22 protein-coding genes are annotated in these 24038 nt (G+C 68.9%); 15 read left to right on the top strand and 7 right to left on the bottom strand.

All coding sequences use genetic code 11. The features are described 5' to 3' along the window. Positions 1 to 224: 224 nt before the first annotated feature. Positions 225 to 1880 carry a GMC oxidoreductase gene (locus X946_RS26290; RefSeq protein ID WP_038753914.1) on the bottom strand — a complete coding sequence of 552 codons (1656 nt, stop codon included), beginning with the start codon at positions 1878 to 1880 and terminating at the stop codon, positions 225 to 227. 135 nt (positions 1881 to 2015) lie between these two features. Between X946_RS26290 and X946_RS35350 the strand changes: the two genes are divergently transcribed. Further along, positions 2016 to 2213 carry a hypothetical protein gene (locus X946_RS35350; RefSeq protein WP_059642733.1) on the top strand — a complete coding sequence of 66 codons (198 nt, stop codon included), beginning with the start codon at positions 2016 to 2018 and terminating at the stop codon, positions 2211 to 2213. A gap of 62 nt (positions 2214 to 2275) precedes the next feature. Beyond that, on the top strand, positions 2276 to 2722 hold the full coding sequence (locus X946_RS29630; RefSeq protein WP_231752828.1) for a DUF2834 domain-containing protein: 447 nt from the start codon (positions 2276 to 2278) through the stop codon (positions 2720 to 2722). Between the two features lie 21 nt (positions 2723 to 2743). Here the strand turns inward: X946_RS29630 and bsrA are convergent, their stop codons facing one another. Then, the gene (gene bsrA, locus X946_RS26275) at positions 2744 to 3679 is read right to left on the bottom strand and encodes a LysR family transcriptional regulator BsrA (protein ID WP_038753908.1); all 936 of its coding nucleotides are present in this window, start codon (positions 3677 to 3679) and stop codon (positions 2744 to 2746) included. A 258-nt stretch (positions 3680 to 3937) separates the two neighbouring features. Between bsrA and X946_RS26270 the strand changes: the two genes are divergently transcribed. Next, the gene (locus X946_RS26270) at positions 3938 to 5053 is read left to right on the top strand and encodes an SRPBCC family protein (protein ID WP_038753906.1); all 1116 of its coding nucleotides are present in this window, start codon (positions 3938 to 3940) and stop codon (positions 5051 to 5053) included. A 273-nt stretch (positions 5054 to 5326) separates the two neighbouring features. On the opposite strand, the gene X946_RS26265 is transcribed toward X946_RS26270, so the two are convergent. The 4 genes from X946_RS26265 to X946_RS26250 form a co-directional block, all read right to left on the bottom strand. Further along, a complete protein-coding gene (locus tag X946_RS26265) occupies positions 5327 to 5767 on the bottom strand; it encodes an SRPBCC family protein (protein ID WP_038753903.1) in 441 nt (146 codons plus the stop codon). Beyond that, a complete protein-coding gene (locus tag X946_RS35345; RefSeq protein WP_161788704.1) occupies positions 5748 to 5912 on the bottom strand; it encodes a hypothetical protein in 165 nt (54 codons plus the stop codon). Before X946_RS35345 ends, X946_RS26265 begins: the two co-directional genes overlap by 20 nt. Positions 5913 to 6224: 312 nt before the next feature. Next, positions 6225 to 6842, bottom strand: coding sequence for a DUF2878 family protein (locus X946_RS26255; RefSeq protein WP_038753898.1), 618 nt, complete (start codon positions 6840 to 6842; stop codon positions 6225 to 6227). A 185-nt stretch (positions 6843 to 7027) separates the two neighbouring features. Then, complete coding sequence (locus X946_RS26250) at positions 7028 to 8155, bottom strand: DUF6670 family protein (RefSeq protein ID WP_052145192.1); 1128 nt, start codon at positions 8153 to 8155, stop codon at positions 7028 to 7030. A gap of 640 nt (positions 8156 to 8795) precedes the next feature. Between X946_RS26250 and X946_RS26240 the strand changes: the two genes are divergently transcribed. From X946_RS26240 to X946_RS26175, 12 genes are all read left to right on the top strand, one after another. Beyond that, positions 8796 to 10028: a 3-methyl-2-oxobutanoate dehydrogenase (2-methylpropanoyl-transferring) subunit alpha gene (locus X946_RS26240; RefSeq protein ID WP_038753895.1), complete on the top strand. Its 1233-nt coding sequence runs from the start codon at positions 8796 to 8798 to the stop codon at positions 10026 to 10028. Between the two features lie 5 nt (positions 10029 to 10033). Further along, the gene (locus X946_RS26235) at positions 10034 to 11077 is read left to right on the top strand and encodes an alpha-ketoacid dehydrogenase subunit beta (RefSeq protein ID WP_038753892.1); all 1044 of its coding nucleotides are present in this window, start codon (positions 10034 to 10036) and stop codon (positions 11075 to 11077) included. Between the two features lies 1 nt (position 11078). After that, on the top strand, positions 11079 to 12572 hold the full coding sequence (locus X946_RS26230; RefSeq protein WP_038753889.1) for a dihydrolipoamide acetyltransferase family protein: 1494 nt from the start codon (positions 11079 to 11081) through the stop codon (positions 12570 to 12572). A 4-nt stretch (positions 12573 to 12576) separates the two neighbouring features. After that, a complete protein-coding gene (lpdA, locus tag X946_RS26225; RefSeq protein ID WP_038753886.1) occupies positions 12577 to 13977 on the top strand; it encodes a dihydrolipoyl dehydrogenase in 1401 nt (466 codons plus the stop codon). A gap of 653 nt (positions 13978 to 14630) precedes the next feature. Further along, the gene (locus X946_RS26215) at positions 14631 to 15767 is read left to right on the top strand and encodes an autoinducer binding domain-containing protein (RefSeq protein WP_038753881.1); all 1137 of its coding nucleotides are present in this window, start codon (positions 14631 to 14633) and stop codon (positions 15765 to 15767) included. A gap of 438 nt (positions 15768 to 16205) precedes the next feature. After that, the gene (locus tag X946_RS26210) at positions 16206 to 16466 is read left to right on the top strand and encodes a hypothetical protein (RefSeq protein WP_038753878.1); all 261 of its coding nucleotides are present in this window, start codon (positions 16206 to 16208) and stop codon (positions 16464 to 16466) included. After that, positions 16466 to 17146: a flavin reductase family protein gene (locus X946_RS26205; RefSeq protein WP_038753875.1), complete on the top strand. Its 681-nt coding sequence runs from the start codon at positions 16466 to 16468 to the stop codon at positions 17144 to 17146. Before X946_RS26210 ends, X946_RS26205 begins: the two co-directional genes overlap by 1 nt. 354 nt (positions 17147 to 17500) lie before the next feature. Continuing rightward, entirely contained in the window at positions 17501 to 18754 is a 1254-nt protein-coding gene (locus X946_RS26200; RefSeq protein ID WP_038753872.1) for an MFS transporter, read from the top strand. A 250-nt stretch (positions 18755 to 19004) separates the two neighbouring features. Then, the gene (locus tag X946_RS26190) at positions 19005 to 19820 is read left to right on the top strand and encodes a 4'-phosphopantetheinyl transferase family protein (protein WP_038753925.1); all 816 of its coding nucleotides are present in this window, start codon (positions 19005 to 19007) and stop codon (positions 19818 to 19820) included. A 277-nt stretch (positions 19821 to 20097) separates the two neighbouring features. After that, a complete protein-coding gene (locus tag X946_RS26185) occupies positions 20098 to 21447 on the top strand; it encodes an LLM class flavin-dependent oxidoreductase (protein ID WP_038753867.1) in 1350 nt (449 codons plus the stop codon). 119 nt (positions 21448 to 21566) lie between these two features. After that, positions 21567 to 22466 carry an NAD(P)-dependent oxidoreductase gene (locus tag X946_RS26180; RefSeq protein ID WP_161788703.1) on the top strand — a complete coding sequence of 300 codons (900 nt, stop codon included), beginning with the start codon at positions 21567 to 21569 and terminating at the stop codon, positions 22464 to 22466. A gap of 301 nt (positions 22467 to 22767) precedes the next feature. Continuing rightward, positions 22768 to 23253 carry a hypothetical protein gene (locus X946_RS26175; protein WP_038753920.1) on the top strand — a complete coding sequence of 162 codons (486 nt, stop codon included), beginning with the start codon at positions 22768 to 22770 and terminating at the stop codon, positions 23251 to 23253. 106 nt (positions 23254 to 23359) lie between these two features. Here the strand turns inward: X946_RS26175 and X946_RS26170 are convergent, their stop codons facing one another. Continuing rightward, positions 23360 to 23713: a hypothetical protein gene (locus X946_RS26170; protein ID WP_152611827.1), complete on the bottom strand. Its 354-nt coding sequence runs from the start codon at positions 23711 to 23713 to the stop codon at positions 23360 to 23362. Between the last annotated feature and the right edge of the window lie 325 nt (positions 23714 to 24038).

Raw genomic sequence — 24038 nt, 5'->3', positions numbered from 1 at the left:
TGACGTGTGACGTGTGACGTGTGACGTGTGACGTGTGACGTGTGACGTGTGACGTGTGACGTGTGACGTGTGACGTGTGACGTGTGACGTGTGACGTGTATCGCGCGCGGCGGACGCCGCGCGCGATACCGTCGCGCCTGGGTTTCATGCGTGCACGTCGATCGCCACGCACCACACGCACCGCGCGCCATGCGCCGCGTCGACACCCCCCACGCCGCCCCCACTCACGCCGCGAGCTCTTCTCCGATGCTGTCCCAGCGCTGCTCGCCCGCGGCGGGCACGTGGCTCATTGCGTGCTCGGCGAGCGCGGTGATCGTGAGACTCGGGTTCACGCCGAGATTCGCGCCGAGCACCGAGCCGTCGCAGATGTACATGTTGTGATAGCCGAACACGCGGTTGCGCCCGTCGCACACGCCGTCGCGCGCGTTGCGCGCCATCGCCGCGCCGCCCATGCAGTGCGCGGTCATCGGCACGTTCAGCAGGATCTCGGTCAGCGACGTCATCGGCACGCCGCCGAGCGCGCGCGCCGCCTTCTGCGCGAAGTCGTTCGCGGCCGGGATGTACGCGGGGATCTTCGCGCCCGACGTCGCGAGCTGCTTCGAGAACGGCCAGAACCAGCGGCGCTTCAGGCGCATCGTCAGGTGCCCGTCGAGCGTCTGCATGCACAGGAAGATCATCGTCTCGCGCGCGAAGCCGCGCGGATCGATCATCCGCAGCGCGGTCAGCGGCCGCGTCGCTAGCAGCTTCGCGAGCGAGCCGAGCCACACGAGCGGACGCAGCCCGCCGGGCGCGCCGCGCGTGAGCACGGTCGTCAGCAGTCCCATCGTATCGGAGCCCGAAGGATAGCGGGTGGCCTCGATGTGCGTGTGCTCGTCGATGTAGATGCCCGAGCCGATCGCGACGCCCTTCGAAAGATCGACGCCCGATTTCGGAAAGCGCACGCCGATCAGCGATTCGGCGTTCGTGCGCACGCGCTTGCCGAGCGCGCCCGACAGATGCGGCAGCGAGCGCTTCTCCCGCAGGCGCATCAGCAGATCCTGCGTGCCGAGCGACGACGCGGCGAACACGACGCCGCGGCACGTGATGCGGCGCTTCGCGCCGCGCGTGCCGGCCGCGAGCGACACGGTTTGCACCGCGTAGCCCGCCGCGCCGTCGTCGCGCGCGCCGAGCGGGCTCACGTCGACGACCTTCGTCTGCTCGCCCACCTGCGCGCCGAGGCGCTCGGCGAGATACAGGTAATTGCGATCGAGCGTGTTCTTCGCGCCGTGGCGGCAGCCGACCATGCAGCCGCCGCAGCCGATGCACGACGTGCGTTCCGGGCCCGCGCCGCCGAAGTAAGGATCGGCGTAGCGCGTGCCGGGCGCGTGCGCGTCGTCGCCGAAGAACACGCCGACCTCGGTCGGATAAAAACTCTTCTCCACGCCGATCAGCTTCGCCATCTCCTTGAGCCGGAAATCGGCCGCGTCCATTCGCCGGTTCGTGACGACGCCGAGCATGCGCTTCGCGGTCGCGTAATGCGCGGGCATCACGCGCTCCCAGTCCGCGAGGCCCGCCCAGGTGCCTTCGCGCCACACCTTGTCGGGCGGCACGAGCAGCGTGTTCGCGTAAGTGATGGAGCCGCCGCCCACTGCATTGCCGTGCAGCACGACGACGTGCTTGAAGAAGCGCATGCTGAAGAAGCCACGCAGCCCGAGCGCAGGGCGCCATTGCCAGCGCGACAGGTTCCACGTGCTCTCGGGCAGGTTCTCGGGCGTCCAGCGACGGCCCTGCTCGATCACGAGCACGCGATAGCCTTTCTCGGCCAGACGCAGCGCCGACACGCTGCCGCCGAAGCCGGACCCGACCACGACGTAGTCGTAATCGTAGGACTGCTGCTTCATTCGGTTCACCTTTTATGATTGTTCGAACCGCCCGGCGTGCGCGACGACGCGCGTGCGGTTCGTCTCCCTGTCTTCTTCGTCGCGCGATCCGGCGCACGACGCGCGCCGGGCGCCGGATGCGCATGCGCTACGCACATGCGCGTCGATCCGATGCGCGTCCGCCCGCGCGAACCGTTTAGTTTCGAGCGCCTTTCGCCGAGCATCAATTCGAAACACGGCGCGCGCGTTATCGCATTGAATTCGAATTCGTTTACGCGGCGATTCAAACGGGCGGCGACGAAGCGTTCGGCCGGATCGGCGCGCGCGCTTGCCGGCCGGGCCGTGTTGATCTAGGGTTCCTGCACCTGCATCAGCCCGATGCGGAATTTGCCGCCACCACACGAACGATGACCGCCATGCCCATCTCGAGGAAACTGCTTTGCACCGCTTACGGCCTGATCGCGCTCGTCGCGCTGATCGGCACGTGGGCCAACAATCTGCAATATCTGCCGCTCGGCGCGGCGAACGCCGGGCCGCGCTTCCTGCTCGACACGCTCGCGAATCCCGCGAGCCGATCGATCACGGTCGACATCGTGCTGCTCGGGCTCGCGCTGTTTCTGTGGCTCGTGCTCGAAGCGCGCCGTCTCGCGATGCGCGGCGCGTGGATCTACATCGTGCTGAGCGTGGCCGTTGCGATCAGCGTCGCGTTTCCGCTGTTCCTGATCCATCGCGAGCGCGCGCTCGCGGCCGCGCAGCGGCCGACGCCGGAGACGCGCAGCCTGCGCGCGGGCGACATCGCGGGCCTGGTGCTGATCGCGCTGTTCGCGATCGGCTACACCGTCGTCGCGCTGCGGCACGCCTGAGCGCCGCCGCCGCGGCGCGCGTCACGCCGTCGCGCGTTCGGCATTCGCGACGATCGCGCGGTGCGTGTGCACGATCTGCTCGCGCAACCAGCGAAGGCCCGGCTGCGCATCCTGCTGCCGATGCCAGATGAGGCTTACCTGGATCGGCGCGATATCGACCGGCAGCGGCGCGATCTGCAGCGCGTAGACGTCGGCGAACCGTTCGGCGAGCCGGCGCGGAATCGTGCCGAGCAAGTCCGATTTCGCGACAAGCGCGGGAATCGTCAGATAGTGCGGCACCTGCAGATGCACGACGCGCCGCACGCGCGCGGAACCGAGCACGATCTCGAGCGGCGAGCCGCGCCGGTCGCGCGGCTGGATCGACACGTGGCCGCTTTCCTCGTAGCCGCGCAGCGTGAGACCGTTCGTGAACGCCGGATGGCCGTCGCGCCCGATCACGACGAGATGCTCCTCGTGCAGCGGCTCGTAGCAGAGCTCGGGATTGTCGAAATGCAGGTAGTCGATGGCGAGATCGAGCGTGCCCGTCGTCAGCTGAGCGGGAATGGAGCCGGCGTCGTCGCTCTGCACCGACAGCATCACGTTCGGCGCGCGCGCCTTGATGTGCGCGAGGAGATCGGGCAGCAGCACGGCCTGTCCGTAGTCGTTCATCGACAGCCTGAACAGGTGATGCGTGTCGAGCTCGAAATCGGATTGCGGGCCGAGCCCGATCTGCAGCAGATACAGCGCTTGACGCACCGGTTCGTACAGCGCGCGCGCCTGCGCGGTCGGCGTCATCCCGCGCGCGGTGCGCGTGAAGAGCGATTCGCCGAGCTGCTGGCGCAGCCGCGTCAGCGCATTGCTGACGGCCGGCTGGCTCATGTGCAGCCGCACCGCGGCGCGCGACAGGTTCTGCTCCTGCATCAGCGCGTCGAAGACGAGCAGCAGGTTCAAGTCCAGTTGTCGCAGGTTCTGGATCATTCGGCGGCGCTCCGGAGCGTGCGCCCGCCGCTCGCGCGACGGCGCGAGCGCGCGTTGCGCCGTCGCGCCGACACGGGCGGCGGACGTTCGCAATCGAATGCATCGTTCGACATATCGGAGCGGCGCATGATCGAATTCAGGTCGATGAATAAGTCAAATCACGATTCTCCATTGGAGAAATCATCGAGGCTACTCTAATCTGCCGTCAAGCCGGCGCGCATCGGATGCGCCGCGCTTGCCCGACGACAGGAGACGACGATGACCCAGGACGTGACCGCGTTCCGGACGCACTATCGCGCGAACGTTCATTCGCGCTACAACGCCTGGCGGCACGGCGGTTTCGTGTTCGCATACGGCGCGGCGGCGATCGCGTTTTTCCTGAAGGGCGTCGCGCACGTGAGCGCATATCAATGGGCGACCGTGCCCGTCGCGTTCCTGCTGTTCAACTGGCTCGAATTCTCGATTCATCGGCATGTGGGCCATTTCAAGCGCCGCTTCGGCGCGATGTTCTATCGGCGGCATACGGGCGATCATCACAGCTTCTTCGTGAACGAACAGATGACGTACCGCGACGCGCGCGACTGGCGCGTGATCCTGTTCCCGGCCTGGCTGATCGTCGCGTTCAGCATCGGGCTGTTCGTCGCGCATGCGCTGCTGAGCCGCGTCGACGCGAACGTCGCGGGGCTCTTCGCGAGCACGATGCTCGGCGGCTATCTGCTCTACGAATGCATGCACGCGTGCGAGCACTTGCCCGATGCGCATCCGCTCGCGAACTGGCCATGGATTCGGCAGATGCGCACGCTGCACCGGATTCATCATCGTCGCGACCTGATGCGCGCGTGCAACTTCGACGTCGTCTGGCCGCTGATGGACTGGCTGCACGGCACGCTGCGCTGGAGCGCCGAGCCCGGCGCGGAGTTCTCGACGCGCATGCGGCACGAGATCGATATCGCGCGCCGCCCCGAGGACGTGCTCGCGTATGCGAGCACCGCGGCGTGCTGGCCGCAATGGCATCCGTCGTCGCTGCGCGTCGACGGGCCGGCGGGATCGCTCGCGGCCGGCAGCCGTTTCGACGAGGGCGTGCGTGCGGCCGGGCGCGTCGATCATCTGCGCTGGGACGTCGTTCGCAACGAGCCCGGCGTGATCTGGCAGGCGCGCGCGGCGAACGCGGCTGGCAGCCTGCGCATCCTGCTGACCTACGAGTGTCGCGGCGGCGCGCACGGCGCGCGTTTCGTCCGCACGCTGCACTATCATTCGCCGAATCCGCTGCTGCGGCTCGCGAATGCGCTCGTGATGCGCAGGCGCGTCGAACGCGAGTCCGCGCATTCGCTCATGCTGCTGAAGCGGCGGCTCGAAGGGACGCGCGACGAATGACGTCGGGCGCGCGCGTCGCGCTTCGCGCGCGCGGCCGTTCGACGATGCGTTCGCCGGCGCGGCGACGCATGCGCGACGCATGCCGGGCGTTCCGGGCAAGGTGCAATGTTGCGCATGTCGCGTATGTTGCGCATGTCGCACCTTGCGTCGCTCGAATCGTTCCGGCTGCCCGCGTCGCGCGTGTTTCGCACCTTCGGCACGTCGCGCGCTCCGCGCCCTCCGTGTCCTCCGCGCGCCGCGCGGCGGCCACGCCCATTGCCGCATCCCGCATGCTCATGCCCAGAGCCGCCGCCGCGTCACTTTTCCGATCCCACGGCGAATGCTGCCCTCGAGCACGTGCCGCACGATCGGCGCGACGAGCGGCACCTTGCCTTCGAACGTGATCACGTAATGAAAATACGTGCGGCGCTCGTCGATCGGAACGAAGCGCATCACGCCGTGATGGTCGCGCAGGGGGCTGCCGCGCGTGATCCGGTATTCGATCAGTTCGTTCTCCAGATAGGCGGTCACCGTCTCGACGAACGGCGGCGCGCCGGGCACGCGCATTTCGCGCGCCGAGCCGACGCCGTTGCGCGCGGGCTCGCCGTCGCTGATCCGGCGGATCTTCGCGGGCGAGAAGATCGACCCGAGATTCTCGTGCTCGCTGAAGAAGCGGAAGACCTGCTGGACCGGGGCGTCGAACTCTTCTGCGATTTCAATGCGTTGCTGTTTCATACGAAGGTCGCTTGTCGAGGGTTGAGGAGCGGCCGGCGGGCGGTCGAGCGGCGTGTCGCTCGATCGGGCGGCGGCCGATGCTGCGGTGCGTCACGATGGTCGGTGTTGTCGCGCATGCAATGACGATGACATTGATCAATGTCATCGTCAATCGGGGTGATTGCGCGTGCGAATGCGAATGCGGGGTCGTATCGCAAGCGCGGTGCGTGCATGCTCGCTGCTGCTGCTGCTGCTGCTGCTGCTGCTGCTGCTGCCGTTGCCGCGAACGGCGAACGGCGAACGGCGAACGGCGAACGGCGAACGGCGAACGGCGAACGGCGAAATGCGAAATGCAAAACCGCCGCGGCCCCGTATGCCCGAGCAAGCAAGCGCCGCGCCGCGTGACATCGCATCCGACGCGCGGCGGACCGCACGCGCATGGCGAGCCGTGGCGGCCGCGAAGCCGCGAACGCGGTGTTCAGGCGCCGCCGCCAAGCCGGCCGTTGCGCACCCACCGGCCGAATGCGAACGCGAGCGGGCCGGCGTGCAGATAAGCGGCGAACAGCCAATACGGCACGCGCGCGAACTGCTGCAACGCGTAGTCGAACAGGCCGAGCGACGACACGAATCCCTCGATCAGCGGCCCGGTCGCGGCCACCATGACGGACAGCGCGGCGATCCGCGCGCGATGTTCGGCCGTCGCGGCGATGCGCGCGAGCCACAGCGCGACGAGCGCGATCGACAGCGCGAGCGGATGCGTATTGCCGAACACGCCGGTTGCCGCATAGACGAGATGCGAGACGGCGACGAGCGCGATGAGCCTCGAAGCCGGCGGCGGCGCCGTGCCGCGCGTGAACGGATACGTCACGGCGAGTATCGCGCCCGCGCCGGCGACGAAGATCGGCCACACGAGCAGCGATTGACCGTCGAGCCGCGGCGCCCAGTTGTACCAGAGGATGCCGTTCCACACGTGATAGAAGTGATCGCCGACGCTGAAGATGCCGAGGCCCGCGATCAGCGCCGCGACGACGGCGCGCCCCATGACCGGCGATTGCGCGGCCGGTTGACGAGCGGCCGGAACAACTGAAGTCTCCATGTTTTCTCTCCCTGTTGATGACGTTGAAATGCCGTCTTTGATACCGTCGCGGCGCGCGATCCGATCCGGTTCCGCCGCGCCGGCGAGCGGGCGAGCGGGTGCGCGAGACGCGCGCGGAGGAGCGTCTCACGATCGATGCGACGTGCAGCCACGTGACGCGAGGCGATGCAACGCAACGCGATGCATCAGCGATACGACACCTCGCAATCGACGTACTCGATGTACCCGCGCCCGCTGTACGCGCGGCCCTTGACGCTTCCTTCGAAGCGATAGCTGGCGACGTAGCCGCGCCCGTGGCCGAAGCGCCACGGGCTGTCGATCGTGCCGTGCAGTTCGAGCCATGGCCGGTCCGCGTCGTCGCGCGCGGTCCACGACAAGCGATGCGGCAGCCGCATGCGCTTGCCGTCCGGCGACGTCGCGAGCGCGTCCCGATATTCGTCGACGACGAACGCGACGCCGCGCTCGTGAATCTCGGCCGTGCCGTCGAGCGCGCGCAGATGGATGCCCTTGAACGCCTTCTCGCCGAGCACGCGGACTTCGGTCAGCAGCAACTGCACGCCTTCGTCGAGATTCACGATCTGGTACGTGAAGAAATCGAGCGGCAGTTTCCAGCGCTCGCTCAACGGCCGCGCTAACCACGCTTGCGGCGTCGTCATCCGCGCGTATTCGAACGTGCACATCGTGTCGACCGGCATCGTGCGATCGCCGTGGCGGATCGTGCCCGAGCACGTCGCGAGCAGGCTCAGGTGGTCGTAAGCGACATTGCGGACGAACCACGAGACGACGTCGGTGCAATCGATCGCGATATCGAGGCCGAAGTGCGCGTAGTCGGCCTTCACCGTGTAGCGCGGGTACGCGCCCGAGATCGTCAGGTCGTCGCCGAACGCGACGACCGTGTCCGCGCGCCGCGCCGCGCATTCGCGCTTGATCGAATACGCGCGGTAGTGATGCGCGTCGTCGGCGGCCGTCGACGACAGCACCGTCGCGACGTCGCGCGGATCGCCGTCGACCAGATAGTCGTTGTCGAACGCGACGCTGCCCGTCGCGCCGAGCAGCGTCATCACGTTGCAGTACCGGTGCGGCTCGGGCAGGCTCGGAAGGAAGATGCCGTAATGCGTGAGCCCGTAGCGCTTTTCGCGCACGTGCGGCACGAGCATCTCCGGCGTGCGGAACGGATGGGTCGACGCGTCGGCCGCGCGATTGATTCTCGGCAATAGCGCGGCGACCACGAACCGGGCGATCGCCGCCATCAGCGGGCTCGTGCGCGCGGCGGAGGTGGGCGGGGCGTTGCCCGGGGCGATGACTGTGTTCATGGCGAGAGAGGTCGATGAGTCGGGCGGGTGGCGCGAGCGGCGAAGTCGTGACGATTCGGGATGCGAACGACGTCGCGCGCTCGTGCGGTCTCCATGTCGTGAATGAATCGAATATCGCGCGGCCGTGCGAGCTGCGCGACCGGCGCGAACGGCGCGAACGGCCGGCGCGGCCTCCGTGCGGTCGACCATTACATCGATCGATGTCATGTTTTGGTGAGTCTAGGACGAAACGCGAAGCGGCGGAAATTGAAAATGGTGATAAGCGATATTCGAATCGCTATGCGTCGCCGACGATCGGGCGCAAGCGAATAACTCGTGACGAGAGTGGGGAGATCGGCGCGCGAATGCGCCGCGACATCGAACGCGCATTCATCCGCAAGCATTTGCGCGTCGCACAAAATACAGCCCGGCGAACATGCCGGCGGCGCGCGCGGCAAGACGAGGCACGGCATCGCATTCGCAGCATCCGGCCGCCGCGATCGCGCCGCCGCGAACGAGCGTGCTGAAATACGTCATAACATTCCGGCGTCCGTTTGAGAATCGGGGCGACTCCGAGTCCGAAGAGACTTTCACCACGTGCGATAACTTTGTTACGCTCTGCGGCGAAGCGTGCGACAAAATCAAACGTGGAGACAATTGAATGAGCCAGTACGGGCCATTGCGATTGCATGTGCCGGAGCCTACCGGGCGTCCGGGATGCAAGACCGATTTTTCCTATCTGCACCTGTCGTCCCCCGGCAAGGTGCGCAAACCCCCCATCGACGTCGCCCCGGCCGACACGAGCGACTTGGCCTATGGCCTCGTGCGCGTGCTCGACGACGACGGACGGGCGCTCGGGCCATGGGCGCTCGATCTCGATCCCGACATCCTGCGCCGCGGCATCCGCGCGATGCTGAAGACGCGCGTCTTCGACGCGCGCATGCAGATCGCGCAGCGCCAGAAGAAGATCTCGTTCTACATGCAGTGCCTCGGCGAGGAAGCGATCGCAGTCGCGCATACGCTCGCGCTCGAACGCGGCGACATGTGCTTCCCGACGTATCGGCAGCAAGGAATCCTGATGGTGCGCGACTATCCGCTCGTCGACATGATGTGCCAGCTGATGTCGAACGAGCGCGATCCGCTGAAGGGCCGCCAGTTGCCGGTGATGTATTCGAGCCGCGAAGCGGGCTTCTTCTCGATCTCGGGCAATCTCGCGACGCAGTTCATCCAGGCGGTCGGCTGGGCGATGGCATCGGCGATCAAGGGCGACACGCGCATCGCTTCCGCGTGGATCGGCGACGGCGCGACGGCCGAAGCCGATTTCCATACCGCGCTCACGTTCGCACACGTGTATCGCGCGCCCGTGATCCTGAACGTCGTCAACAACCAGTGGGCGATCTCGACGTTCCAGGCGATCGCGGGCGGCGAAGGCGCGACCTTTGCCGGGCGCGGCGTCGGCTGCGGCATCGCTTCGCTGCGCGTCGACGGCAACGATTTCCTCGCGGTCTACGCCGCATCCCGCTGGGCGGCCGAACGCGCGCGCCGCAACCTCGGGCCGACGCTGATCGAGTGGGTCACGTATCGCGCGGGCCCGCACTCGACGTCCGACGATCCTTCCAAGTACCGCCCCGGCGACGACTGGACGTACTTCCCGCTCGGCGATCCGCTCGAGCGCCTGAAGCGCCACATGATCGGCATCGGCGCGTGGTCCGAGCAGGAGCACGAAGACACGAAGGCAGCGCTCGAAGCGGAAGTGCTCGCCGCGCAGAAGGAAGCGGAGCGCTACGGCACGCTCGCCGACGAGCACGTGCCGAACGTCGCGAGCATTTTCGAGGACGTCTACAAGGAGATGCCCGCGCACCTGCGCCGGCAGCGCCAACAGCTCGGGGTTTGACAGCGATGACGACAGCAAGCAAAGAAGGTCCGGCGGCTTCGCCGATGACCATGATCCAGGCTTTGCGCTCGGCAATGGACGTAATGCTCGAGCGCGACGGCAACGTGGTGGTGTTCGGGCAGGACGTCGGCTACTTCGGCGGCGTGTTTCGCTGCACCGAAGGACTGCAGAACAAATACGGCAAGTCGCGCGTGTTCGACGCGCCGATCAACGAAGGCGGGATCGTCGGCGCGGCGGTGGGGATGGGCGCGTACGGGTTGCGCCCCGTCTGCGAGATCCAGTTCGCCGACTATTTCTATCCGGCGTCCGACCAGATCGTGTCGGAGGCGGCGCGGCTGCGCTACCGGTCGGCGGCCGAGTTCATCGCGCCGCTGACGATCCGCATGCCGTGCGGCGGCGGCATCTACGGCGGCCAGACGCACAGCCAGAGCCCCGAGGCGATGTTCACGCAGGTGTGCGGGCTGCGCACCGTGATGCCGTCGAATCCGTACGACGCGAAGGGCCTGCTGATCGCCTCGATCGAGAACGACGATCCGGTGATCTTCCTCGAGCCGAAGCGGCTCTACAACGGCCCGTTCGACGGCCATCACGACCGGCCGGTGACGCCCTGGAGCAAGCATCCCGCGAGCCTCGTGCCGGACGGCTACTACACGGTGCCGCTCGATTCGGCGGCGATCGTGCGCCCCGGCGGCGACGTGACGGTGCTGACCTACGGGACGACCGTGCACGTGTCGCTCGCGGCCGTCGACGAGAGCGGCGTCGACGCCGAAGTGATCGACCTGCGCAGCCTCTGGCCGCTCGATCTCGACACGATCGTCGAATCGGTGCGCAAGACGGGCCGCTGCGTCGTCGTGCACGAAGCGACGCGCACGTGCGGCTACGGCGCCGAGCTGATCTCGCTCGTTCAGGAGCACTGCTTCCATTGGCTCGAAGCGCCCGTCGAGCGCGTGACGGGCTGGGACACGCCGTATCCGCACGCGCAGGAGTGGGCGTATTTCCCGGGCCCGAACCGGGTCGGCGATGCGTTGCGGCGCGTGATGGAGAATTGATATGGGCATCCACGTCATCAAGATGCCGGATATCGGCGAAGGCATCGCGGAAGTCGAGCTCGGGCTGTGGCACGTGAAGGTCGGCGATCGCGTGAAGGAAGACCAGGCGATCGCGGATGTGATGACCGACAAGGCGTCGGTCGAGATTCCGTCGCCCGTGACGGGCGTCGTCGTCGCGCTGGGCGGCAAGGAAGGCGACGTGCTCGCCGTCGGCAGCGAGCTCGTGCGGCTCGAGGTCGAGGGCGAGGGCAATCACCAGGGCGACCAGAGGAGCGGCCACGGGGACGATCGCGTCGGCGCCGCCGCGAACGGCGTTGCAAATGAAGTTGCAAGCAGCGCTTCGAATGACATCGCGCGCGGCGAAACGGCCTCGTCCTCGGCGCGGCCGGAACGCTTCGCCGACGCGGCGCATGCGCGCGCGAACGCCGCCGCGAGGCCGGCTCGCGCCGGGCGCGATGCCGACGACGCGCGCGCCGCGTCGCATCCGGACGGCGATCGGGCGGCATGGGCCGAACCCGAAGCATCGCATGACGAAGCATCGCGGCGCGCATCGCCGCCAGGCGGCGGCGTCGCGCGCGATGTCGCATCGCCGCCGCCCGCGCGCCGGCCGGGCGAGCGCCCGCTCGCGTCGCCCGCGGTGCGCAGGCGCGCGTGGGATCTCGGCGTCGAGCTGCGCTTCGTGCATGGCACGGGCGAAGCGGGGCGCATCCTGCACGAGGATCTCGACGCGTACCTGCAAGGCCGCGGCGCGGCCGCGCAGGGCGCGCGCGGCGGCCACGCGGCCTACGTCGAGCGGCACGACGAGGAGGCGGTGCCCGTGATCGGCTTGCGCCGCAAGATCGCGCAGCGGATGCAGGACGCGAAGCGTCGGATTCCTCACTTCAGCTACGTCGAGGAGATCGACGTCACCGAGCTCGAAGCGCTGCGCGCCGAGCTGAACCGCACGTACGGCGAGTCGCGCGGCCGCCTGACGGTGCTGCCGTTCCTCGCGCGCGCGATGGTGATCGCGCTGCGCGATTTCCCGCAGATCAACGCGCGCTACGACGACGAAGCCGGCGTCGTCACGCGTCACGGCGCGGTGCATCTCGGCGTCGCGACGCAGAGCAAGGCGGGCCTGATGGTGCCCGTCGTGCGCCATGCGGAGGCGCGCGATCCGTGGTCGCTCGCGGCCGAGATCGCGCGGCTCGCGGACGCGGTGCGCACGGGCCGCGCGGAGCGCGACGAGCTGTCGGGCTCGACGATCACGATCACGAGCTTGGGCGCGCTCGGCGGCATCGCGTCGACGCCCGTCATCAATTCGCCCGAGGTCGGCATCGTCGGCGTGAACCGGATCGTCGAGCGGCCGATGTTCCGCGCGGGCGCGGTGGTCGCGCGCAAGCTGATGAACCTGTCGTCGTCGTTCGATCATCGCGTGATCGACGGCATGGACGCGGCCGAGTTCATCCAGGCCGTGCGCGCGCGGCTCGAGCAACCCGCCCTTCTTTTCGTGGAATGACCCGATGACGGACAACAAGACTACGACCCTGCTCGTGATCGGCGGCGGGCCGGGCGGCTACGTCGCCGCGATCCGCGCGGGGCAGCTCGGCGTGCGCACGATTCTCGTCGAGCGCGACAGGCTCGGCGGCACGTGCCTGAACATCGGCTGCATTCCGTCGAAGGCGCTGATTCACGCGGCGGGCGAATTCGACAAGGTGCGCGGCTTCGCCGGCGATTCGCCGCTCGGCATCCGCACGGAAGCGCCCGCGATCGACATCGTGCGCACGGTTGCGTGGAAGGACGGCATCGTCAAGAAGCTGACGGGCGGCGTCGGCGCGCTCTTGAAGAAGAACGGCGTCGAAGTCGTGCACGGCGACGCGCGCATCGTCGACGGCAAGACCGTCGAAGTCGACGCGGGCGGCGGCGCGCGCGTGCGCATCCAGTGCGAGCACCTGCTGCTCGCGGCGGGGTCCGAGCCCGTCGAGCTGCCGGCGATGCCGTTCGGCGGCAGCGTGATCTCGTCGACCGACGCATTGTCGCCGGGCAAGCTGCCGAAGCGGCTCGTCGTCGTCGGGGCCGGGTATATCGGGCTCGAGCTCGGCATCGCGTACCGGAAACTCGGCGTCGACGTGACCGTCGTCGAGGCGCGCGAGCGTATCCTGCCGATCTACGACGCGGAGCTGACGAAGCCCGTTGCGGCGTCGCTCAAGCGCCTTGGCGTGCGCGTGCACCTCGGCCACAAGGTGCTCGGGCTGAACGCGCGCGGCGACGCGGTGCGCGTGCAGGACGGCGAGCACGCGCAGACCGAGCTCGCCGCCGACCAGGTGCTCGTGACGGTCGGCCGCCGACCGCGCACGCAGGGCTGGGGGCTCGAGGCGCTGCAGCTCGATCGCGCGGGCGCCGCGCTGAGGATCGACGACATGTGCCGCACGTCGATGCGCAACGTGTGGGCGATCGGCGACCTGACGGGCGAGCCGATGCTCGCGCATCGCGCGATGGCGCAGGGCGAGATGGTTGCGGAGCTCGTCGCCGGCAAGCGGCGGCACTTCACGCCCGCGGCGATTGCCGCGATCTGCTTCACCGATCCCGAGATCGTATCGGCCGGGCTCGCGCCCGACGAAGCCGAGCGCGAGTTCGGCGAGTGCCTGAGCGCGTCGTTCCCGTTCGCCGCGAACGGCCGCGCGCTCACGCTCGAAAGCGCGGACGGCTTCGTGCGCGTCGTCGCGCGCCGCGACGATCATCTGATCGTCGGCTGGCAGGCGGTCGGCGTCGGCGTGTCCGAGCTCGCCGCCGCGTTCTCGCAATCGCTCGAAATGGGCGCGCGCCTCGAAGACGTCGGTGGTACGATTCACGCACACCCGACGCTCGGAGAAGCGGTGATGGAAGCCGCGCTTCGCGCGCTCGGCCACGCGTTGCACATCTGAAGCACGCAATCGCGATCGCGCACGCCGCGCGGTCGCGTCCGATATCAACGACGCCGGGACGCGTCGCGATCCCGGCCATCAGGCACAGAGGCGAGCGAGGGCGAATGGCGATCTTCAACATCCACTACGACGAAAACTAAGCGGTACGGCGACGTGCCGGACGCGTTCGCGCGTCGCGGGCTGCGCCGGCCGACGCGTTTCGTTCGCCATTCCGGCGCGCGCCGCCGGCGTGGGGCGTCGTGCCTCGCGCCGGCGGCGTGCGGCGTGAGCGAACGCAGCCTCTGCCGCGCGCTTCGCGCGCGTTTTCGCCTTCGGTGCGTCGTGTCGGCGTACCGGTTCCAGCTCCGATAACGAGACCCGCCGGGCCCGCCGGCGTTCGACTCGCCCGCGCATCGCGCGGGCGCGCCCTCCCTTTTTCCTTTGCTCGACTCCGCTTGACGACGGCAGCGCCGCTGCCGCGCGACTGATCACCACCGATGGCCGCCGGTGGCCGTGATGCAGGAGCAGCTCTTTTCTTTCCCGACTCCGCACGACGCGTTCACGTCACCGTTCGCAATTTGACCTGCTGCCGTGAGCCGCCCGGTCGTCGTGCGCTTTGCGGCCGCCGGGCCGAACCGCCATCGCCTTCCTACCCCAACCGATGGATCGGCGCCATGGCTCGACAATCCACCTCTGTTTCGTTCGACCTTTCTTCACCCGACCTCGCGCGCACCCGTGACGGCATCGTCGACGGCAAGCGCATTTCGCTCGGCGTCCGAGGCGACGCGCTGCGCGGCTTCGTGCTCGAGCGACGCTGCAAGAGCCCCGGCGAGCCGGTATCGACGCAGCGCGTCGGCCTGCGCGACCCGGCGGCCGTCGCGGCGTTCGTCGAACACGATCCGTATGCGGCGCAGCTCGGAATCGACTACCGGGCGCTGCTCGACGTGCATCGCGGAGCCGACGCGGCGGCTCCGCACGGCGCGCACGCAGCGCACGATGTGCGACATGCGCGTGCGGCGAACGACGCGCTCGATGCATCCCGCACATCGGAGCGCACCGGCGCGGCGGCTGCGGCGGCCGCGCCGGCGACGCAGCCGGAATTCGCGGCCGAATGCGAGCACGACGGCGCGCTGCTCGCGCTGATGCGCCGCATTTGCGCGTCGTGCGGCGCGACGCAGTGCTTCTATCACTGGTTCGTCGTCGACGAAGAGACGGACGAGTTCTCGACCCACGATCTGCTGATCGGCGGCGCACCCGCATGGGCGCAGCGTTACGTGCATCAGCACTGGTATCTGAACGATCCGGCCGTCGCGCACGCGCGCGACAACACGCAGCCGCTGCGCGGCTCGACGCTCGCCGAATTGCCGCCCGATCATTGGCTGAACCATTACGCGCAGACGCAGGGGCTCGGCAGCAACGTGTTCTTTCCCGCGCACCGCCGCGACGTTTCGACGTTCGGACTGCTGCACGTCGCGACGCCGCTGCCGGCGCCGCAGGGCGAGGACATGCCATGGCGCAACCGGCGCCTGCTGCGCGGGCTCGCGAACGAGATGCTCGAATGGCGCGTCGTGCGGCGCCGGCGCGAGCTTGCGCAGGAGCTGTCGCTCGCCGCGCAGGACGTGCTCGCGCTGCGGCTCGTCGCACGCGGCGGCGGCGCGCGTCATGTCGCCGAGGAACTGCGGCTCGACGAGCGCGCGGTCTATCAGCTGTTTACCGCGATCAACCGCAAGATGGACAGCAAGCACATCAAGAGCAGCGCGACGAAGGCGAAGCGATTGGGATTGCTCGCCGAAGGCTATATCTCGAAATGAGCGGAACCTCGCCCGCCATATGCCGTAAACGATCTAACGCATTACGCGGGCGTTTTCCGTTAGCCTGTATCGCATGCATCGGCCACCAAGCGCGATGCGTCTCGGGACCAACGCCGCGCACGCGCGCGGCGCGCCGTCCGGATGCGCGGTCAAGTTTGCCGCCGTATCCATTGCTTCACGATTCAAGCTGAACGAAAGACGCAGCGCGTTCGGCGCGGGCCATATCCGCATCCGCATCGAACGCCGAGAAACAGAAACGAGCAGGTTCGAACGAGAGGCAATCGAACGACGAGGGGCCGGAAGTCATCGACGAACGATCGCGCACACGAATGCACGGACGCGCGCGGCATCGTTCGCCCGTGCGCCCGGGCGCGATGTCGGCTGAATCGCGACGGGAACGCGCCCCGCGTCGACGCTTCGCAGCGAGGGTCCGGTCAGATGGAGACATGCACCGAATGGGCGCGGCGGTTGCGGCGGATCGTGCGCGGCGCGGGAACGCGCGCGCTGTCGGCCGCCGTGGCGGGGGCGGGCGATGCACGGTGTCGAAGCGACGCCCGCATCGCGTCCGCCGGTCCGCTGTACATCGGTGACGGCTGGTTCCTGATCGGCGGCGCGGCTTCGCGTCCGGGCGCATGCGAATTCGCGCTGTTCGACGGGCCCGTCGCGTCGACCGCCCGAAATCCGAAGGAGGAGACGTAATGGCGAACCCATGGACCCACCGCGCGGCGCGGGCCGCAACCGACGCGCACGCCGCACTCGAGCTGCCGACGCTCGAGCGGGAACGCGAACGGCGCGACGCGCCGCGCGCCGAGCACGGCGTATCGGCGCCGAGCGGATACGCGCCGGCGTCGAACGGCGCCGCATCGCGCGCGCCCGACGCGCTGACGCAGCATTTCAAGGCCGCGATGCGCCGACTGACGTCGGCGGTGTCGATCGTCGCGACGCGCGACGCGTGCGCGCGCTTCGGAATGGCGGCGACCGCGGTGAGCGCGGTCAGCACCGATCCGCCCGCGATCCTCGTGTGCATCAATCGCGCGGCGACGCTGCATGCGCCGCTGATGCGCACGCGCCGCTTCTCGTTGAATCTGCTGCACGAACGGCAGCTCGACCTGATCGCGCCGTTCAGCGGCAAGCTCGATCACGACGCGCGCTTCGCGCACGGCGAATGGCGCGACGCGCACGGCGTGCCGATGCTCGCCGGCGCGCAGGCGACGCTGCTGTGCGAGGTCGACGGCGATTTCGGCTACGGCAGCCACACGATCGTGATCGGCCGGGTCGATTCGGTGTGGGTCGCCGGGCCCGTCGCGCCGCTGTTGTGGCAGGACGGCGGACCATGCGCGGCACGCGCCCTGACCCCAATCGCGCACGATGCGCAATGACACGACGCCGACGGCGGATTTCCTGCACAAATGCGAAACGCTCATATAGACTGCAAAGCGAATCATCCGATGGTTCCCTGGCCGCCGCGCGGCGCGTCGATGCGCGCCGGATTGTTGCGCTGCCAAGTCTTCGATCGCTCCGAGGCTCGCGCGCGGTGCGAGCGCAAGCGAGATCGTCGCGTGCAACCGAGGGCCGGCGACAAACCGCTTGCCGCACGACGCGCCACCGCGTTCGCGAGTGCGCGCACTTGTCCGCGCCGCGTGACCGAGGGTGCGACGCCGTATCGAAATAAAACGAATCGCGTTGCCCGCGACGCGCGCGCGCCGTGGGCAGCCGCCATAACAGGAGCGGACATGTTTGCACCCGAAACGCATCGACGCGACGGTTCTCCACGCATTTTCAATCCCGCGATGATCGCCGTGCTCGCCGGCGCGCTCATCATGAGCGCCGCGATGGGCGTGCGGCAGACCTTCGGCCTCTTCATCGGGCCGTTCTCGTTCGACCACGGCTTGCCCGTCACGACGATCGCATTCGCGATCGCGTTGCACAATCTCGTCTGGGGCGTTGCGCAGCCGTTCGCCGGCGCGGCCGCCGACCGCTACGGCGCCGGGCCGCTCGTCGCGATCGGCGCGCTCGTGTTCGCGCTCGGCCTCGCGATCGCGGCGGTCGTGCCGTCGGGCACGATGCTCGTGCTCGGGATGGGCGTGCTCGTCGGCATCGGCATCAGCTGCACGAGCTTCGGCGTCGTGCTGACGGCGGTCGGCCGCGGCGCGCCGCCCGAGAAGCGCAGCATGGCGATGGGCATCGCGAGCGCGGGCGGCTCGCTCGGCCAGGTCGCGCTCGTGCCGGTCGCGCAGTGGTTCACGACGCATTCGGGGACGATGGCGTCGCTCCTCGTGCTCGCCGGCTGCCTGATCGCGATCGCGCCGTTCGGCGTGCTGCTCGACCGCAACGCGGGCGCGGGCCACGCGAGCGCGCACGAAGCGGCGGCCGTGTCGCTGAAGGACGCGCTGTCGCACGCGGCGCGGCATCGCGGCTATTGTCTGCTGACGGTCGGCTTCTTTACGTGCGGGTTCCAGCTCGCTTTCATCGCGACCCATCTGCCGAACTATCTGCTGCTATGCCACATGCCGGTCGGGCTCGGCGCGACGGCGCTCGCGCTGATCGGTCTGTTCAACATGGCGGGCAGCTGGGCGTGCGGCTGGCTCGGCGGGCGCTACCGGCAGCATCACGTGCTCGGCTGGCTGTACCTGATTCGCGGCGCGACGATCGCGGTGTTCTTCCTCGCGCCGAAGACGGATGCGTCGGTCGTCGTCTTCGCGGCGATCATGGGGCTGACGTGGCTCGGCACCGTGCCGCTGACGAGCGGGCTCGTCGCGAAGGTGTTCGGCACGCGGCATCTGGGCACGCTGTTCGGCGTCTGCTTCCTGAGCCATCAGATCGGGTCGTTCCTCGGCTCGTGGCTCGGCGGCTACGTGTTCGACGTGACGGGGTCGTATTCGCTGATCTGGGGCGCGACGGCGCTCGCGGGGCTGTTCGCGGCGCTGCTGCATTTCCCGATCGATGACGCGCCCGCGCATGGCGGCGCGGCGCTCGCGCGGGCGTGACCGGCATGCGCCGCGCCGCGGCGCACGTGAGCGCCGCCGCAGCCGTGCGACGATGCCTTCGCGCCTTGCGCACGACGGACAGCGCCCGCGCGCTCGACGTGAACGCCAGGCACGCATGCGTGACGATGCGGTGCGCACACGCGGCGGCGCGGATGCAATCGCGATCGAAAATGCGAGTGCGAACCTGAAAACGTGAATGTGGACGCGAGTGCGCGCGCGAACGGCGCACTCGCGCGATACGGCAACCCGAATGACAAACGCTTCGACGACCGACCCGACGATGAACGCACCGACCGCACTGCCGCTCGGCGAACGCGACGCGCACGTGTGGTACGCGCGCACCGCCGCATGCGATGCGCCCGCGCTGCGCGAACGGTATCGCGCGCTGCTGAGCGCCGCCGAGCACGAGCGCCTCGAGCGCTTCGCGTTCGATCACCTGAAGCTCGAGTACCTGGTGACGCGCGCGTTGTGCCGCACCGTGCTGTCCGCGTACGTCAATGACGTCTCGCCCGCGCAATGGCGATTCCGCGCGAACGCGCACGGCCGGCCGGAGATCGACGCGGGCGATGCGCGGCCGCCGCTGCGCTTCAACTTGTCGAACGCGCGCAGCGTCGTCGCATGCGTCGTCACGCGGGCGGCCGATGCGGGAATCGACGTCGAGGAGGTGGCGCGCAGCAACGATCTCGACGGCATCGCCGCGTCGCATTTCTCGGCGAGCGAGCGCGCGGCGTTCTTCGCGCTGCCGCCCGAGCGGCGGCGCGAGCGCTTCTTCGAGCTGTGGACCCTGAAGGAGGCGTACATCAAGGCGCGCGGCGTCGGGTTGTCGATCGATCTCGGTCAGTTCTCGTTCGCGCTGCCCGCGCAGCCGATCCGCATCGCGTTCGATCGGCATGTCGACGACGACGCGAGCCATTGGCAATTCGCGCTGCTCGGCATCGGCGCGGAGCATCGGATGGCGCTCGGGATTCGCGACGCGCACGCGGCGGCGCGACCGTTCGACGTCCGGATGCGCGAAATCGTGCCGGACCCGGCGGCGAGCCTGCACGGCGAAGCCGCGATCGGCTGAGCGCGCCGAAGCGCCGATGTGCTGAAAGCGCTTGACGAAGCGCCGGCCGCACCGCAAGCGGAGCGGTCCTGCCGATTTATTTAGCATCGCGAACTGATGGGCGACGTTCGCCCGATGTTCGAGACAGGCGCTGCCGCGTGACGAAGTCCGGGTTCGGCGGACGGCGGCGCCGCGAGGCCGCGCGACGTCGCACGCGGCCTTCCCGGGCGCGCGGCCCGGCGGCATCTGCGCCGCGGCGTTCGCGCGCGCTGTTTGAACGTTTCGATAGAGCCTTCCCATGACCAGAAAACACATCCATTTCGGCGTCCTGATTCAAGGGGCAGGGGCGAACATGAACGCATGGAAGCATCCGAGCGTGCCCCCGGACGCAAGCATCAATTTCGACTTCTACGTGGATCGAGCGCGCCGTGCGGAGGCGGCCGGCATCGCGTTCGCGTTCATCGCGGATTCGGCGTACGTGACGCCGAAGTCGGCGCCGCATTTCCTCAATCGCCTCGAGCCGATCTCGCTGCTGTCCGCGCTCGCGGCCGTCACGTCGAAGATCGGTCTCGTCGGCACGGTGTCGTCGTCGTACAGCGAGCCGTACACGGTCGCGCGGCAGTTCGCGTCGCTCGATCTGATCAGCGGCGGGCGCGCCGGCTGGAACGTCGTCACGTCGTCGATCGAGGGCACCGGGAAGAACTACGGCCGCCCGCACCCGGATCATGCACAGCGCTATGCGATCGCCGAAGAGCATCTCGACGTGGTTCAGGGCCTGTGGGACAGCTGGGACGACGACGCGCTCGTCCGCGATCGCGCCGCCGGCCGCTTCTTCGATCCGGACAAGCTGCACCGTCTCGATCATCGCGGCCGCTTCTTCTGCGTCGAGGGGCCGCTCAACATCCGTCGCTCGCCGCAGGGGCAGCCGGTGATCTTCCAGGCCGGCTCGTCGGACGACGGGATCGATTTCGCGGGCCGCTGCGCGGACGCGGTGTTCTCGAACGGCGGTACGTTCGACGACGCGCGCGTCTTCTATCGCCGCGTGAAGGCGGCGGCCGCCGCCGCGGGCCGCGATCCCGATCACGTGAAGGTGTTTCCGGGCATCGGCCCGATCGTCGGCGCGACGCAGGACGAGGCCGACGACAAGTACCGGCAGGTGCGCGACCTGCTGTCCCCGCGCGAGGTGCTCGCGTATCTCGGTCACTTCTTCCAGCAGCACGACTTCAGCGCCTATCCGCTCGACGGCCCGTTTCCGGACATCGGCAATCTCGGCAGCGACGGGTTCCAGTCGACCACCGACAACATCAAGCGCCTTGCGCGCGAGCGCAAGCTGACGTTGCGCGAGGTCGCATACGAAGTGGCGACGCGGCGCTCGAACATCGGCACGTCCGAGGCGTTCATCGGCACGGCGGAGAAGGTCGCCGACGAGATGATCCGCTGGGTCGACGAGGGCGCGGCGGACGGCTTCATGCTCGGCCTGCCGGTGACGGGCTTCGGGCTCGACGATTTCGTCGACCGCGTGCTGCCCGAGCTGACCGCGCGCGGCTACTTCGATCCGGTGCTGCGCGGCGCGACGCTGCGCGACCATCTCGGTCTGCCCTACAAGGAGAGCCGCTACGCGCACGACGCACAGGTTGCGGCAATTTAGCTAAACTGGCCGGCGGCGCGGCGTGCAACCCGCCGCCAGCCAGGGCGCCCGGCCGGCGCCAGCGCACCGGTCGCCCGCAACCTATCCGATGCGCCGCCGCCACGAGCGGCGGCGAAATCATGGAGACGCTCATGAAAGTAGGATTCATCGGCATCGGCGTGATGGGGCAGCCGATGGCGCTCAATCTCGCGCGCGCCGGCACCGAGCTCGTCGTGTGGAACCGCACGCCCGAGCGCTGCGAACCGTTGCGCGCGGCCGGCGCGCAGGTCGCCGAATCGGCGGCCGACGTCTATCGACACGCGCACGTCGTGATCCTGATGATGGCGACCGACGCCGCGCTCGACGCGGTGCTCGGCCGCGGCACGCCCGCGTTCGCGGGCAACGTCGCGCAGCACACGATCGTCCATATGGGGACGGTGTCCGCCGAATATTCGCGCGGCCTCGAAGCCGATATTCGCGCGGCGGGCGGCCGCTATGTCGAGGCGCCGGTGTCGGGCTCGCGCAAGCCGGCCGAGGCCGGGCAGCTCGTCGCGATGCTGGCGGGCGATCCGGCGGCCGTCGACGAAGTGCGTTCGCTGCTCGCGCCGATGTGCCGCGAGATCGTCGTGACGGGACCGGTGCCGACCGGCCTGCTGATGAAGCTCGCGGTCAACACGTTCCTGATCTCGATGGTGACGGGGCTCGCCGAGGCCGCGCACGCGGCGCGCGGCTTCGGGCTCGACATGAAGCAGTTCCAGGCGGTGCTCGACGCGGGGCCGATGGCGAGCAGCGTGTCGCGCGTGAAGATCGACAAGCTCGTCAACGAAGACTTCGAAGTTCAGGCGTCGATTACCGACGTGTTCAAGAACAGCCGGCTCGCGACCGAGGCCGCGCACGCCGCGCATCTTGCGTCGCCGCTGCTCGACGTCTGCCGCGATCTGTATCGCGAGACCGAGGCGCTCGGGCACGGGCAGGCGGACATGGCGGCCGTCGTGCGCGCGATCGAGGCGCGCAGCGCGGCGCGGAACGCGGGCGGCTGACGAGCGCGCGCGTGCATCGAATGGGCCGCGACGTGCGCCGCATGTTTGCAATGGCTTGCCGCTCTCGACGCGAGGATCGTGCGCGCGAACGGTGGATCGTCGCGGCCGTTCGCGATCGGCGCGCCGCGCGCCGTTTGCATTTGCGCGCGAGCTCGCAGGCGCGCGCTCGCGCGCGAACGGCGTGCGGCGCGCGTGAAACGGATCGATCGGCGAGCCCGCCGACGCGTCGATCGGCTCGCCGGCACGCGATCGAAGCGGCGCAGGCGCGTTGCGCCGCGTCGATTGGCGACGGATGCCGCGCATGACGAACTTGCATCCGAACGGCCCGCCGGTTGCATTGACGGTCGCCTCGGCGGCGGACCGGCCGCTCGTCCGATCGATGTTGCATCGCTATCTGGCGGAACTCGGTCAGCATGACGAAGTGAGTTTCGACTATCCCTATTTCGATCTTTACTGGCAGCCCGGCGAAGCGCGCTGGCCCTATCTGCTCGACGTGGGAACGGCGCGCATCGGCTTCGCGTTCGTGCGCGCGCATGACGAACCCGAGGTCGACCATTCGATTGCCGAGTTCTTCATCCTGCCGCACGCGCGCGGCCACGGCTGCGGCGCCGCGGCGGCTTGCGCGCTGTGGCGCGCGCATCCGGGGCGCTGGGAAGTGAGCGTGATGCGCGGGAACGCGCCCGCGCAGCGTTTCTGGCCGCGCGCGATCGCCGCAGTCGGCGCGGCCGATGTCGTGTGGCTCGAAAGAAACGGCGGCACCGTCTTTCGTTTCGACCTGACCGCTTGATCTCGGATCGGATCGTTTGCATGCCGAAGCGTTTCTCGGCGGCGCATCGCCCACATGGCGCTTTCGTTCAAAAGCATCCGGCGAGACGATGCGCGCCGCGCCCACGCTAACGCGGTGCTTCGGTCTCGCGCACGCGCATCGGCGTAAGCCGGTTGTGCAGCGGCTCGAGGCCGATGCCGAGCGCCTTGGCGATGCGCGGCTTGTCGCCGTTGAAGTATTCGAGCGACGCGGCAATGAAGCGCTGCCGTGAGCGCGCGAGCGTCGCGCCGAGCGGCGGCGGCAGCGCGTCGCGGCGCACGTCGCCGTGACGCGGCGTGCGCCGCGTCGGCGCCGCCTCGATCTGATCGTCGGCGAGGGTGAACGCGTGCCCGATCGCGTTGCGCGGCTCGCGCGCCAGCGTGCGGTGCGTGCGCGATGTCGAGACCGGCCGCGGCGCGCGCGCCTTCTCTTCGGCCGGCATCGCGGAAATCCGTTCGCCGTGGCCGAGCGTGCGATCGTTGATCCATCCGGCCGACACTTTCGTTACAGCGCATTGGTAAAAAAATGCGCGACGCAGCCGTCATCGCGCAACGAGCGGGCGCGCGAAGGGCCGCTCCGCGGTCGAACTTCAGGTTCTCGCGCGTGTGCATGGAGCAGCGAGCCGCGCGGGGCCGCGTGAGCGGCACGGCCGCTTGCGCGGCGCGCGGCGGACGGACGGGCCAACGGACGGACGGGCCAACGGACGGACGGGCCAACGGACGGACGGGCCAACGGACGGACGGGCCAACGGACGGACGGGCCAACGG

Source organism: Burkholderia sp. ABCPW 111 (genome assembly GCF_000773065.1).
GTDB lineage: Bacteria > Pseudomonadota > Gammaproteobacteria > Burkholderiales > Burkholderiaceae > Burkholderia > Burkholderia savannae.
This window is presented reverse-complemented; position numbering and strand designations above follow the sequence as displayed.